This is a genomic window from Nocardia sp. NPDC002869, assembly GCF_046764065.1.
GTDB lineage: Bacteria > Actinomycetota > Actinomycetes > Mycobacteriales > Mycobacteriaceae > Nocardia > Nocardia rhamnosiphila.
The window spans coordinates 1-15,953 of record NZ_JBKOOL010000052.1; the positions used below are offsets into that span (position 1 = coordinate 1).

Below are 15,953 nucleotides of genomic sequence, written 5' to 3' on the forward strand. Positions count from 1 at the left end.
GTCACCGTCGCCGGGCGACCGGCCGCGTCGCCGGGCGCCGGCATCCTCGGTGGTAACGGATGGGTACCTCCGGCCCATGTAATGATGGACGACGGCGAGTCCGGCGGCGCTCGACCGCGCCCTGCGCGAGGTACGCCCAGCAGGTCGGTAGCGGTCCGCTGTCGGCGGGTGCACCGCCGGAGGAAGCGAACAAGGCAGGCAAGGCAGGTTGATGGGTTCGGTTGTCGGTGAGCAGTGTGACCACCACCAGGAAGTGATGTAGGCATGACCCGAACGGCGCGCACACGACCCACCCGAACCCGGCGTCCCAGGGGGACCACCCTGCCCCAGCTCATGGCGACGGCGGTCGAGACCAACCCCTCGGGTGTCGCGATCAGCTACGCCGACGCCGGCGGTAACCTCGGCCGGCTCACCTACGCCGAACTGGACGAACGCTCCAACCGGCTGGCCCGGCTGCTCATCGCCCGCGGTATCGGGCCCGAGGATCTGGTCGCGATCGGGATCACCCGCTCGATCGAATCGGTGGTCGCGGTATGGGCGGTGGCCAAGACCGGCGCCGGCTATGTACCCGTCGACCCGACCTATCCGGTGGACCGCGTCACACATATGGTCAGCGATTCCGGTGCCGTCCTCGGCCTGACCGTCACGGAATCGTCCGCCGGACTGCCCGGTCGGGTGGAGTGGGTATCCATCGACAGCGCCGAGATCGCCGGCGGCCTCGCGCAGTACTCGGCCGAACCGGTGTCCTTCGACGAGCGGCTGCGGCCGCTGCGCGCCGAGCATCCGGCCTACATCATCTACACCTCGGGTTCGACCGGGACGCCGAAGGGCGTGGTGATCACGCAGGCCGGGCTGGCCGGGTTCTGCGCCGAGCAGCGGGAACGGTATCGCGTCGACACGACCGCTCGTACCCTGCACTTCGCCTCCCCCTCCTTCGACGCCTCGGTGCTGGAACTGCTGCTGGCGCTGGGCGGCGCGGCGACCATGGTGGTGGTCCCGCCCACGGTGTACGGCGGTGACGAACTGGCCGGGCTGCTGCGCGGCGAAGGGGTGACCCATGCCTTCGTCACGCCGGCCGCGCTGGCCTCGATCGATCCGGCGGGCCTGGACGATCTGCGTGTCGTGATCACCGGCGGTGAAGCGTGCCCGCCGGACCTGGTGCGGCGCTGGGCCGTTCCTGCGGCGGAGGGGCGTCCGCGGGAGTTCTTCAACGCCTACGGCCCGACCGAGACCACGGTCGCGGTCAATATCAGTGACCCGATGCAGCCGGACGAGCCGGTGAGCATCGGCGCGCCGACCCGCGGTATCACCGAATACGTCCTGGACGAACGGCTTTCCCCACTGCCGACCGGGGTGACGGGCGAACTCTATATCAGCGGCGCCCAATTGGCGCGCGGCTATCGCAACCGGCCCGGGCCGACCGCGGAACGTTTTGTGGCCAACCCGTTCGCCGAAGACGGCTCCCGGCTCTACCGCACCGGCGACCTGGTGCGCTGGCTGGCCGACGGGTCACTGGAATATGTGGGCCGCAACGACTTCCAGGTGAAGATCCGTGGCTTCCGGATCGAGCTCGGTGAGATCGACGCCGTACTGGCCGCACACGAAGCGGTGGATTTCGCTGTCACCGTCGGCTATGAGCCCGCCGGCGGCGCGACCGTCCTGGCCAGCTATGTGCATCCGGCCGGCGGGGCCGCTGTCGACCCCGACGAGCTGCTCGCGCTGGCCGCGAGCCGGTTCCCCGCGTACATGGTTCCGGCGAGTATCACCGTCCTCGACGAGATCCCTCTTACTCCGGGCGGCAAGGTCGATCGCCGCGCGCTGCCCGAACCGCAGCTGCGGACCAAGGCGTACCGGGCGCCGGACAGTCCGTTGGAGAAGCAGGTCGCGGCTGTTTTCGCGGATCTGCTGAATCCCGTCGATCCGGTCGGCGCGGACGACGATTTCTTCGAACTCGGCGGTAACTCGCTGATCGCCGCTCAGGTCGCGGGCCGGTTGGGCGCTACCGTGGACGCCCGGATTCCGGCACGGGTGCTGTTCGAGGCGCCGACGGTGGCCGAGTTCGCCGAACGACTGGCCGAGCTGAGCGGATCCGGCGGCCATCGGCCGCTGGTGGCGCGGGAGCGGCCGCAGCGGGTGCCGTTGTCGTTGTCGCAGCAGCGGATGTGGTTCCTGAACCGGTTCGATCCGGAGTCGGTCGCCTACAACATTCCGATGGCGATCCGGTTGTCGGGTGCGCTCGATGTGGACGCCCTGCGTGCCGCCGTCGCGGATCTGGTGACGCGGCACGAGGTGTTGCGGACTGTGTATCCGGAGACCGAGTCGGGACCGGTGCAGGTGGTGTTGCCGGTCGGTGCGGCCGCGCCGCGGTTGCAGGTGGGTTCGGTTGCGGCGGGGGAGGAAGTTTCGGCGGTGGCGGGGCTGGCGTCGGCCGGTTTCGATGTGACGGCCGAGGTGCCGATGCGGGTGGCCCTGTTCCGGGTGGACGACGCCGCGGCCGCCGGTGCCGGATCGGATATCGGCGATGCGGTGGACGAATTCGTGTTGGCGATGGTGGTGCACCATATCGCCGCCGACGGCTTGTCGGTGGCTCCGCTGACGCGGGATCTGATGACCGCGTATGCGGCGCGTACGGCCGGGGAAGCGCCCGGGTGGGCGCCGTTGCCGGTGCAGTACGCCGACTACGCGATGTGGCAGCGTGAGTTGCTGGGTGACGAATCCGATCCGGAGTCGATCGCGGCGGCCCAGATCGCCTATTGGCAGTCGGCGCTGGCCGGGGTGCCGGATCAGCTGGATCTGCCGGCGGATCGGGCGCGTCCGGCGGTGCAGTCCTTCGCGGGCGGCCGGGTCGAGGTCACTGTCGATGCCGAGATCCATGCCGGTTTGCAGCGGATCGCCCAGGAGCAGAACGCGACGCTGTTCATGGTCGTGCACGCGGCGCTGGCGGTGTTGCTGGCGCGCCTGTCGGGTACCGATGACATCACCATCGGCACGCCGGTGGCAGGTCGTGGTGAGCAGGCGCTCGATGATCTGATCGGTATGTTCGTGAACACGCTGGTGTTCCGGACCGAGTTGGATCGTGGTGAGTCGTTCGCGGATCTGCTGGCGCGGCAGCGTGAGGTCGATATCGCGGCGTTCGCGCACGGGGATGTGCCGTTCGAGCGGCTGGTGGAGGTACTCGATCCCGCCCGGTCACAGGCGCGGCATCCATTGTTCCAGGTCGGTTTCGCGTTCCAGAACCTGGCGCCGTCCAGTCTGGAGTTGCCGGGCCTGACGGTGTCGGGGCTGGATTTCGATACCGCCATCGCACAGTTCGATCTCAACCTCGACCTCGGTGATTCCTATGACGAAGCGGGTGCGCCCTTGGGCGTGGCGGGTTACCTGACCTATGCCACCGCGTTGTTCGACCACACCACCGTTCAGGGATTCGCGGACCGCTTCGTGCGCTTGCTGGCCGCAGTGGTAGCGGATTCTTCCGTGCCGGTCGGCGACCTCGAGATCCTGGCGCCGGTGGAGCGGACCCGGGTGCTGGAGCAATGGAACGCCACCGCTTACCCCTTCACCCCTCGTCTGCTGCTGGAAGGCTTCGATCGGGCGGTGACGGCTCACCCGGACCGGGTCGCGGTGTCGTTCGAGGGGACGAGTCTGTCCTACGGTGAGTTCGCTACTCGGGTGAACCGGTTGGCGCGGTTGCTGATCGCGCAGGGTGTGGGACCGGAGTCGCTGGTCGGTTTGCTGGTGTCCCGGTCGCTGGACCTGGTGGTCGGAATGTACGCGGTGGTGGCCGCCGGTGGTGCGTATGTGCCGTTGGACCCGGCCCATCCGGCGGAGCGGATCGGCTACATCCTGGATACCGCGCGGCCGGCCTGTCTGCTGTCCACGACTACCGACGCGCGTACCGTCCACGGCGACGCGGTCACGGCCGACGCTGCGGGTACGGGCGATATCGCCGGGGTACCGGCGCTCTTCTTGGATACCCTCGATACCAGCGGTTTCGATCCTGCGCCGGTGACCGATGCGGATCGGCTCGCGCCGGTGCGGCCCGGCAATACCGCGTACGTCATCTTCACCTCGGGTTCGACCGGCCGTCCGAAGGGTGTGGCGGTGCCGCATTCGGCGATCGCGAACCAGGTGGCCTGGATGCTGTCGCAGTACCCGATGGGTATCTCGGATGTGTATCTGCAGAAGACCGCGACCACGTTCGACGTGTCGTTGTGGGGTTACTTCCTGCCGCTGTCGGCCGGCGCCCGGTTGGTAGTGGCGACGCCGGACGGCCATCGCGACCCGGCCTATCTCGCGCAGGTGATCGCCGAACAGCAGGTCACGGTGACGGATTTCGTGCCGTCGATGTTGACGATGTTCGCCGCGCATACCGAGGCGGGGTCGATTCCGAGCCTGCGCCACGTATTCGTCATCGGTGAGGCCCTGCCCCCGGCGACGGTGACCGCGATGCACGCGGTCTCCGATGCCGCGGTACACAACTTGTACGGCCCGACCGAGGCCGCCGTGTCGATCACCTATTGGCAGGCCACGGGCGCCGAGTCGGGCAGTGTGCCGATCGGCGTGCCGCAGTGGAACAGCCGCGTGTATGTGCTCGACAGCAGGTTGCGGCCGGTTCCCGCGGGTGTCACGGGTGAGTTGTATCTGGCCGGTGACCAGCTTGCTCGTGGATATGTGACGCGTCCGGACCTTGCTGCCGACCGGTTCGTGGCGAGCCCGTTCGATACCGGACAGCGGATGTATCGCACAGGTGACCTGGTGCGGTGGGAGCGGGTCGGCGGTCAACCGGTACTGGAATATCTGGGGCGCACCGACTTCCAGGTGAAGTTCCGCGGCCAGCGCATCGAGCTCGGTGAGATCGAGTCCGCGTTCCTGGCCCGGCCCGAGGTGAGCCAGGCCGTGGTCACCGTCGCCGCTTCCCAGCTCGGTGAGCAACTCGTCGCCTACGTCGTGCCGGCTCCGGGCGAGCAGCTGAACTCCACCGAACTGCTGGCGGCTGTCCGGGATGTGCTGCCGACCTATATGGTTCCGGCGGCCGTGGTCGGGTTGGACACGTTCCCGCTGAACACCTCCGGGAAGCTGGATCGTAAAGCGTTGCCGGCGCCGGTGTTCGAGACCAAACAGTTCCGGGCGCCGTCGACCCCGATCGAGGAGATCGTGGCCGGCGTCTTCGCCGACGTCCTCGATGTGCGGCGGGTCGGCGCCGACGACGACTTCTTCGCGCTCGGGGGTAACTCGCTGATCGCGACCCAGGTCGCGGCCCGGCTGAGTGCGGCATTGGACACCACGGTCGCGGTCCGGTCGCTGTTCGAGACCTCCACCGTCGCCGCCTTGGCCGCGCGGATCCAGGAGCAGGCCGGTACCGGCGGCCGGGCGGCGCTGGTGGCGCAGCCGCGTCCGAGCCGGACCCTGCTGTCGGGCGAGACGGTACCGGCGGCGCCGTTGTCGCCGGCGCAGCAGCGGATGTGGTTCCTGAACCGCTTCGACGCGGCAACGGCTGCCTACAACCTGCCGTTGGCGATCCGCTTGTCGGGTGGTCTCGATGTGGACGCGTTGCGGCGGGCCGTCGCCGATGTCGTCGCGCGGCACGAGGTGTTGCGTACGGTCTACCCGGAGACCGAGTCCGGCCCGGTACAGGTGGTGTTGTCGGCCGGGCAGGCTGTTCCGCAGCTCGAGGTGCGGTCCGTGGCCGCCGGTGAGGTCGCGGCGGCGGTGGCGGAACTGGCGGCGGTGGGATTCGATGTGACCGCCGAGGTGCCGCTGCGGGTGGCGCTGTTCCGGGTGGACGACGCCGCCGACGAGTTCGTGATGGTGATGGTGGTGCACCACATCGCCGGTGACGGGTCCTCGGCGGGGCCGTTGACGCGGGATCTGATGATCGCGTACGCGGCCCGTGCGGCCGGGGAGGCCCCGGGCTGGCCGGCGTTGCCGGTGCAGTACGCCGACTACAGCATCTGGCAGCGCGACCTGCTGGGCGACGAATCCGACGCGGAGTCGCCGGCGGCGCAGCAACTCGCCTTCTGGCAGTCGACGCTGGCCGGGGTGCCGGATCAGCTGGATCTGCCGATGGACCGGCCGCGTCCGGCGGTGCAGTCGTTCGCCGGCCGCCGGGTGGAACTCCATATCGACGCCGCGACCCACGCCGGTCTGCAGCGACTGGCACAACAGCAGGGCGCCACTCTGTTCATGGTGGCGCATACGGCGTTCGCGGTATTGCTGTCGCGGTTGTCCGGAAGCGATGACATCACGGTGGGTACCCCGGTCGCGGGTCGTGGTGAGCAGGCGCTCGATGATCTGATCGGTATGTTCGTGAACACGCTGGTGTTCCGGACCCAACTGGATCGTGGTGAGTCGTTCACGGATCTGCTGGCACGGCAGCGGGAAATCGATATCGCGGCGTTCGCGCACGCGGATGTGCCGTTCGAGCGTTTGGTCGAGGTGATCAACCCGGCGCGTTCGCAGGCGCGGCATCCGCTGTTCCAGGTCGGGTTCACCTTCCAGAATCTGGCGGCGTCGAGTCTGGAACTGCCGGGTCTGACGGTGTCCGGGGTGGAGATCGATACCGAGAACTCCCAGTTCGACCTGAACCTCGTCCTCGCCGACGCCTACGACGATTCGGGCGCTGCGCAGGGTGTGGTGGGTTACCTGACCTACGCCACGGCGTTGTTCGACCAGGAAACGGCGGAAGGCTTCGCCGGCCGCTTCACCCGGTTGCTCGCTGCGATCGTGGCCGATCCCGCGACCCCCGTCGGTGACTTCGAGATCCTGGCTCCCGCCGAACGCACCCGGGTGCTGGCGGAGTGGAACGCGACCGAGCACGCGGTGCCGGCGCAATTGCTGCTGGACGGGTTCGAGCGGGCCGTGGCCGCGTATCCGGATCGGGTGGCGGTGTCGTTCGAGGGCGCCACCCTGACCTATGCCGAGTTCGCGGGCCGGGTGAATCGGCTCGCGCGGTTGCTGATCGCGCAGGGTGTGGGTCCGGAATCGCTGGTCGGGGTGCTGATCTCCCGGTCGATCGACCTGGTGGTCGGTATGTACGCGGTGGTGGCGGCGGGCGGTGCGTATGTGCCGCTGGACCCGGCGCATCCCGCCGAACGTATCGGCTACATTCTCGATACCGCGGCACCGGTGTGTCTGCTGACCACCACCGCCGACGCGCGGGCCGTCGGTATCGGCGCCGACGGCGGCGCCGGTGCGGACGCCCTCGCGGGCGTGCCGATACTGGCCCTGGACAGCCTCGACACCGATCGTTTCGGCTCGGCGCCGGTGACCGACGCGGATCGGTCGGCGCCGGTGCGGCGGTCGAATACGGCGTATGTGATCTTCACGTCTGGTTCGACGGGCCGGCCGAAGGGTGTGGCGGTTTCGCACGCGGCGATCGGCAATCAGATCGCGTGGTGGCTGGCGCAGTACCGGCTGGACGCCGACGATGTGTATCTGCAGAAGACGGCGACGACGTTCGACGTATCGCTGTGGGGTTATTTCCTGCCGCTGGCAGTGGGAGCGCGCCTGGTCGTCGCGACCCCCGACGGGCATCGGGATGCCGAGTACCTGGCGCGGGTCATCGCCGAGCAGCGGGTGACGATGACGGACTTCGTGCCCTCGATGCTCGGAATGTTCGCCGCGCATACCCCGGCGGGTTCGATTCCCTCGCTCCGGCACGTGTTCGCACTCGGTGAAGCGCTACCGCCGGAGACGGTCGGTGCGATGCAGGCGATCTCCGATGCCGCGGTCCACAATGTCTACGGTCCGACCGAGGCGGCGGTGACGGTCACGTACTGGCAGGCGACCGGTACCGAGTCGGCCGGTGTGCCGATCGGTGTGCCGGAGTGGAACACCCGTGTGTATGTGCTGGATTCGCGGTTGCGGCCGGTGGCGCCGGGTGTCACGGGCGAGTTGTATCTGGCGGGCGACCAGCTGGCTCGCGGATATGTGACACGTCCGGATCTGTCGGCGGATCGTTTCGTGGCGAATCCGTTCGATGCCGGTCAGCGGATGTACCGGACGGGTGACCTGGTGCGGTGGCGCCGGGCCGAGACCCTGGTCGAGGGCCGCCCGGAGATCCGGCCGGCGCTGGAATATCTGGGTCGTACCGATTTCCAGGTGAAGTTCCGTGGTCAGCGGATCGAGCTGGGTGAGATCGAATCGGCGCTGCTGGCACAGCCGGTGGTGAGTCAGGCCGTGGTGACGGTCGCGGCGTCCGAGCTGGGTGAGCAGTTGGTCGCCTACGCGGTGCCCGCCCCCGGCGAGCAGATCGTTGCCGCGGCGCTGCTGGACGCGCTGCGCGGCGTGTTGCCGGTGTACATGGTGCCGGGCGCGGTGGTCGTGCTCGACGCGTTCCCGTTGAACACCTCCGGGAAGCTGGATCGTAAGGCGTTGCCGGCGCCGGTATTCGAAACCCGGGAGTTCCGGGCGCCGTCGACCCCGGTCGAGGAGATCGTGGCCGGCGTTTTCGCCGACGTCCTGGGTGTCGAGCGGATCGGCGCGGACGACGATTTCTTCGCACTCGGGGGTAACTCGCTGATCGCAACGCAGGTGACGGCCCGGCTGGGTGCGGCGCTGGATACCCAGGTGCCGGTACGGGTGCTGTTCGAAGCTTCCACCGTGGCGGGGCTGGCGGTGCGGGTGGAACAGCAGGCCGGATCGGGACGTAGGGCACTGGTGGCGGGGCCGCGGCCGGACCAGGTGCCGTTGTCGTTGGCGCAGCAGCGGATGTGGTTCCTCAATCGTTTCGATCAACAGTCGGCGGCCTACAACATTCCATTGGCCATTCGCCTGTCGGGTGAGCTGGATGTGGCCGCGCTGCGGGCGGCGGTGGCCGATCTGGTGGCGCGGCACGAGGTGCTGCGTACGGTGTACCCGGAAACCGAGAACGGTCCGGTGCAGGTGGTGCTACCCGCCGGCGACGCCATGCCGCGGCTGGAGGTGCGTTCGGTGGCTGCCGCGGACGTGGCGGCCGCCGTGGCCGAACTGGTATCGGCCGGGTTCGATGTCACCGCCGAAGTGCCGCTGCGGGTGGCCCTGTTCGAGCTGACCGATGCCGGTGCGGCGGGCGATGGATCCGCCACCGAGGGGGCATACGCCGCGAGCGGTGATTTCGTCTTGGCGATGGTGGTACACCATATTGCCGGGGACGGCTCGTCGACAGGCCCATTGGCCCGGGATGTGATGACCGCCTATGCCGCCCGTACCGCCGGACTCGAACCGGGATGGGCGCCTTTGCCGGTGCAGTACGCCGACTACGCACTGTGGCAGCGCGAACTGCTGGGTGACGAAGCCGATCCGGAGTCGCTGGCGGCCGCGCAGATCGCCTACTGGCGGTCGGCGCTGGCCGGGGTGCCGGATCAACTGGACCTGCCCGGCGACCGGCCGCGCCCGGCGGTGCAGTCCTATGCCGGTGGCCGGGTCGAGGTGCGGATCGACGCCGAAACCCATGCCGGCCTGCTGCGGTTGGCGCAGCAGCACCACGCGACGCTGTTCATGGTGGTGCATTCGGCGTTCGCGGTGCTGCTGTCGCGGCTGTCCGGGAGCGAGGACATCACCGTCGGTACCCCGGTGGCCGGTCGCGGCGAGCAGGCCCTCGATGATCTGATCGGTATGTTCGTGAACACGCTGGTGTTCCGGACCCGGCTGGACCGTGGGGAGTCGTTCACCGACCTGCTGGCGCGTCAGCGTGAGGTGGATATCGCCGCCTTCGCGCATGCGGATGTGCCGTTCGAGCGTCTGGTGGAGGTACTCAACCCGGCACGATCCACCGCGCGGCATCCGCTGTTCCAGGTGGGCTTCTCGTTCCAGAACCTGGCGCAGACCAGTCTGGAACTGCCCGGCCTGACGGTGGCCGGCGTCGATGTCGATGCCGAGATGTCGCAATTCGATCTGCATCTGATCGTGGGTGACGTCTACGACGAAACGGGCGCTGCCCAGGGCATGGCGGGTTACCTGACCTATGCCACCGCGTTGTTCGACCACGCCACGGCGCAGGGATTCGTGGACCGGTTGCTCCGCGTGCTGGCCGGGATCGTGACCGACCCCTCCGTGCCGGTGGGCGATATCGAGATTCTGGCTGCCCCGGAGCGGACGACAGTTGTCGAGGGCCGGAATTCCACCGCGCGGCAACTCGACTCGGCGACGACACTGCCATCGCTGCTGGATGCCACGATCGCGGCCGGACCGTACGAGACCGCCGTGGTGGCCGCCGACGGTGCACATCTGACGTATGCCGAATTGGGTGCGCGGGTCAACCGGTTGGCGCGATACCTGATCGGAGCGGGTGTGGGCCCGGAGGACCGGGTGGCGCTGGCGTTGCGGCGGTCGGTGGACCTGGTGGTCGCGATGTACGCGGTGACCACGGCCGGTGGTGTGTATGTGCCGGTGGACCCGGACCAGCCGGCCGAGCGCAGTGGCTACATCCTCGACACCGCGGCACCGGTATGTGTACTGACCACCACCGATACCGGGTTCGGTGGTACCGGTGCGGTCCCGCTGGTGCTCTTGGACCGGCTGGATCTCGACGGTTTCGATACGAGCCCGGTGTCGGATGCCGAGCGTGTGATGCCGTTGCGGGCGTCGAATACGGCGTATGTGATCTTCACGTCGGGTTCGACGGGTCGCCCGAAGGGTGTGGCGGTCCCGCATGCGGCGATTGTGAACCAGTTGCGGTATGTGGTGGCCGAGTTCGGGATGGGTCCCGGGGACGCGGTGTTGTTGAAGACCGCGGCGACCTTCGATCTGTCGGTGTGGGAGTTCTGGACGGCCGCGGCGAGTGGTGGCCGGATGGTCATCGCGGCGCCGGACGGTCATCAGGACCCGGCCTACCTCAACCGTGTGATGCGTGTCGAGGGCGTGACGATATTGACGGTGGTGCCGTCGATGCTGGAGGCCCTCCTGAGCACCGGGGATGGTTTACCGGACTCGTTGCGGCGGGTGCTGGCGATCGGTGAGGCGTTGCCGGCGGCGACGGCGCGGAAGGTGCTGGGTGAGTTCCCGGGTGTCGGGTTGTTCAACTTGTACGGTCCGACCGAGGCCGCGGTGTCGGTCACCACTCATCGGGTGACCGAGGCGGATGTGGTGACGGTGCCGATCGGTGTGCCGCAGTGGAATTCGCGTGTGTATGTGTTGGATTCGCGGTTGCGGCCGGTGCCCGATGGTGTCGCGGGTGAGTTGTATCTGGCGGGTGCGCAATTGGCGGCCGGGTATTTCGGTCGCCCGGACCTGAGTGCGGACCGGTTCGTGGCGGACCCGTTCGTGGCGGGGCAGCGGATGTATCGCACCGGTGATGTGGTGGTGTGGAACACCGAGGGCGAGTTGGAGTATCGGGGCCGGTCCGATTTCCAGGTCAAGGTGCGTGGGTTCCGGATCGAGTTGGGCGAGATCGAGGCGGCGTTGCTGGCGTTGCCGCAGGTCGCGCAGGTCGCGGTGGTGGCGAAGTCGGATCCGCGGACCGGGGATCGTTTGGTCGGGTACGTGGTGCCCGCCGGCGGTGCCGTGGGTACGGGCGAGGCTCCCGGGCTGGATCAGGGCGAGCTCGAGGTGGAGTTGAGGCGGCGATTGCCGTCGTACATGGTGCCGGCGGTATTCGTCGAACTCGAGACTCTGCCGTTGACGGTGAACGGGAAGCTGGACCGTAGCGCATTGCCGGAACCGGTGTTCGAGGCTCGCGCGTTCCGGGCCCCCTCGACCCCGGTCGAGGAGATCGTGGCCGGGATCTTCGCCGAAGTCCTCGGTATCGGGCGGGTCGGGGCCGATGACGACTTCTTCTCACTCGGCGGTAACTCGCTGATCGCGACGCAGGTGGCCGCCCGGTTGGGTAAGGCGTTGGATACGCAGGTGCCGGTGCGGGTGCTGTTCGAGGCGCCCACGGTGGCCGCGCTGGCGGTACGGGCCGAACAGCACGCCGGAACCGGTGGACGGAAGGCCCTGCTGGCAGGTCCGCGACCGGAATTTGTGCCGTTGTCGCCGGCCCAGCAGCGCATGTGGTTCCTCAACCGGTTCGATCCCGGATCGGCGGCCTACAACATCCCCGCCGCGATCCGCCTCTCCGGTGGGCTCGATGTGGCCGCGCTGCGGCACGCCGTGGCCGATGTGATGCAGCGGCACGAAACCCTGCGCACCGTCTACCCGGCGCAGGACGGGCAGCCGCACCAGTTGGTGCTGCCGGCCGACCGAGCCGCGCCCGACCTCACTCCTCTTCCGGTGCGGGCGGACGAATTGCTCGACCGGGTCACCGGCGTGGTCGCCGCCGGCTTCGATGTGACGACCGAGGTGCCGTTGCGGGTGGCGCTGTTCCAGCCGGCCGAGGACGAATACGTGCTGGTGGCCGTGGTGCATCACATCAGCGCCGACGGCTGGTCGATAGCGCCGCTGACCCGGGATCTGATCACCGCGTACATGGCGCGCGCCGCGGACTCCACCCCCGGGTGGGCGCCGCTGCCGGTGCAGTATGCCGACTACAGCCTCTGGCAGCGGGAGGTCCTCGGTTCGGAGCACGATCCGGACAGCTTGTTCAGTGCGCAGGTCGAGTACTGGCGCACGGCACTGGCCGGCCTGCCGGACGAGCTGAACCTGCCGGCCGATCGGCCGCGGCCGAGCGTGCAGTCGTTCGCCGGCGGCACGGTGGCGTTCCCGATCGATGCCGAGGTGCACGCGGCTCTGACACGGATGGCCGCCGAACACAACGCGACCGTCTTCATGGTGGTGCACGCGGTGCTGGCGCTGTTCCTGGCGCGGATGTCCGGCACCGACGACGTGGCGGTGGGCACACCCGTCGCCGGGCGCGGTGAGGCCGAACTCGACGACGTGGTCGGAATGTTCGTCAATATGCTGGTACTGCGGTCGCAGATACGAAGCGAGCTGAGTTTCGGTGAATTCCTGGCGGCGACCAGGGAAACCGACCTGCGGGCCTTCGCGAACGCGGACGTGCCGTTCGAGCGGTTGGTGGAAGTGGTGGGGGTGCAGCGTTCCACCGCCCGGCATCCGCTCTTCCAAGTGGCCCTCTCGTTCGAGAACCTACCGGTCACCGAGGTCGAGCTGCCCGGACTGCGCATCGGCGCCGTCGATTTCGATGTCGAGATCGCCAAATTCGATCTCTCGCTCGATATCGTCGAAACCGGCGCCGGTATGGCGGCACAGTTCTCCTACGCCCGCGCACTGTTCGACGCGGACACCGTCGAGCTCTTCGCGCGCCGGTTCCTGTGCCTGCTGACCGCTGTCACCCGGAATCCGGAAGCGCGCATCGGTGATCTGCCGATCATCGACGAGTCCGAACACCGGCTGCTCGTCGATGTCCACGGTGGTCCGGCGGTGCCGGCGCGTACGTTGCCGGAGTTGCTGGCGGATGCGGTGGCCGAGGACCGGTCGGCGCCGGCGGTGGTGTTCCGGGATCAGCGGCTGTCCTACGGCGAGATGGACGAGCGCTCGAACCGGCTGGCGCGGGTGTTGATCGAGCGCGGACTCGGGGCCGAGGATCTGGTGGCCGTGGCGGTGCCGCGGTCGGCGGATTCGGTGCTGGCCGAGTGGGCTGTCACCAAGTCGGGTGCGGCGTTCGTGCCGGTCGATCCGACCTATCCGGCGGACCGGATCGCGCATATGCTCACCGATTCGCGGGTACGGGTGGGTGTGACGGTGTCGTCGGTGCGGGCGGAGCTGCCGGATTCGGTGGATTGGCTGGTGCTCGACGAACAGGATTCGCGGCGTTACTCCGGTGCTGCGGTCACCGACGCCGACCGGGTCCGTCCGCTGACTCCGGCGAACACCGCCTACGTCATCTACACCTCGGGCTCCACGGGTCTGCCCAAGGGTGTGGTCGTCACGCATGCCGGTCTGGCGAACTTCAGTGCCGAACAGGTCGAAAAGTACGGAATGAACCGGCATTCCCGGGCGCTGGCGTTCGCGTCCCCGAGTTTCGACGCCTCGATCCTGGAACTGCTGCTGGCGGTGGGTTCCGCGGGCGCCCTCGTGGTGGTACCGCCGGGAACCTACGGCGGCGCCGAGCTCGGCGAGCTGATCGCCCGGGAACGGGTGACGGTCGGATTGATCACGCCGTCGGTGCTGGCCTCGCTGGATCCGGCCGATCTGGCGGGTATGCGGGTCATCATCGCCGGTGGCGAGGCCATCTCGGCGGATCTGGTGGCGAAGTGGTCCACGGTCCGCGACGGTGGGGTCGTGCGCCGGCTGCACAACGCCTACGGTCCGACCGAGGCGACTGTCGCGACGAATATCAGCGGAGCGCTGCTGCCGGGCGATCCGGTGACGATCGGCGGCCCGGTGCGGGGTACGCGCGCGCTGGTATTGGACGATCGGTTGAACCCGGTTCCCGAGGGTGTGGCCGGTGAGCTGTATGTCGGTGGTATCCAGCTGGCGCGCGGCTATCACGCGCGCGCGGGTCTGACGGCGCAGCGATTCGTCGCCGACCCGTTCGGTGCGCCGGGGTCGCGGTTGTACCGCACGGGTGACATCGTGCGCTGGCGGCGCGACGGCGCCGGTGATCCGGCGGTGGAGTATGTGGGCCGCAACGACTTCCAGGTCAAGATCCGCGGTTTCCGTATCGAACTCGGCGAGATCGACTCCGCGCTGACCTCGTCCGACGCTGTCGATTTCGCGGTCACGGTCGGGCACCGCAATCCGGCCGGCGTCATGTCGCTGGTGTCGTATGTGGTGGCCGCACCGGGAACTCCGGTCGATACGGCGGGCGTGCGCGCGCATGTCGAGGCGCTGCTGCCGGGCCATATGGTGCCGTCGTCGATCATGGTGATCGACGAGATCCCGCTGACCCCCGCCGGGAAGCTGGACCGCAACGCGCTGCCCGAACCGGTGTTCGCGGCCGACGCCGGCTACCGCGCCCCGCGCACTCCGCTGGAACAGACCGTCGCCGAGGTCTTCGCCGAAGTCCTGGGCGTGGACCGGGTGGGTGTGGACGATTCGTTCTTCGCGCTCGGCGGTAACTCGCTGCTCGCGACCAAGGTGGCGGCCCGGCTGGGTGCGGTCACCGGGGCCGAGATCAGTGTGCAGTGGATGTTCACCGAGGCGACGGTGGCCGGGCTCGCCGCCCGGATCGTCGAACCGGGTGCCGCGGCGGAACTGTCCGAGGCGGCATTGCGGGTAGTGCTGCCCATCCGGGAGACCGGTACGGCGACCCCGATTTTCGCTGTTCACGCCCGGGACGGGCTGGCGTGGAGTTTCGCCGCGCTGACCGGACTGCTGCCGGACGATCAGCCCATCTATGGTCTCCAGTCGCCCGCCTACACCGAACCCGACTACGCGCCGGACTCGCTGGCGGAGATCGCGGCCCGGTATCTGTCGGAGATCCGGCGGATCCAGCCCGACGGTCCGTATCGCCTGCTCGGCTGGTCCTTGGGCGGCGTGCTGGCGCACGCCATCGCCACCGAATTGCAGGCGGCGGGGGAGCAGGTCGAGATGCTGGCCCTGCTCGACAGCCATCCCGCCGTCGATCCGGGAATCTTCGAAACTCTGCTCCGTGCGGCGCTGGTGGAACAGGGCATCGTGACCGAGGAAGCGGGGACCGACCGGGGCGTCGGCGAACTCGACGACGCCGAACTGGAACGGCTGCACGAGCTGATCCCACCGGAGCTGCTGACCCTGCCGGTCGAACGGTTGCGCGGGGTGTACCGGACCGCCGCGCGATCCGCGGAACTGATCTCCGAACACCGGCCCCGGACCTACAGCGGTGTCATCGATTTCTTCCGCGCCGAGGTACCCACACCGGGTGCGCGGCAGGCCGGCCCGCGGGCGGAGGACTGGTTGCCGTACGTAGCCGGGGAGATCGTCGAATACGCGGTACCGGCGACACACGACGATATGACGACGGTGGAATCGTTCTCGGTGATCGCGCCGCGGTTGCTGGCCCGGCTCGCGGGCACGGCCGGCGAAGAGGGCTGAACCGGTACGCCGCGTCGCGGTCGGCGGCCGCCTGGACGGGCGCAGCCGACCGCGTCGCGGTT

The 15,953-nt window shown here is 68.6% G+C and carries 1 protein-coding gene; it reads left to right on the plus strand.

All coding sequences use genetic code 11. From position 1 onward, the window contains the following. Positions 1 to 321: 321 nt before the first annotated feature. A complete protein-coding gene (locus tag ACLML9_RS12495; RefSeq protein WP_411945685.1) occupies positions 322 to 15,891 on the plus strand; it encodes a non-ribosomal peptide synthase/polyketide synthase in 15,570 nt (5,189 codons plus the stop codon). Positions 15,892 to 15,953 lie beyond the last annotated feature (62 nt).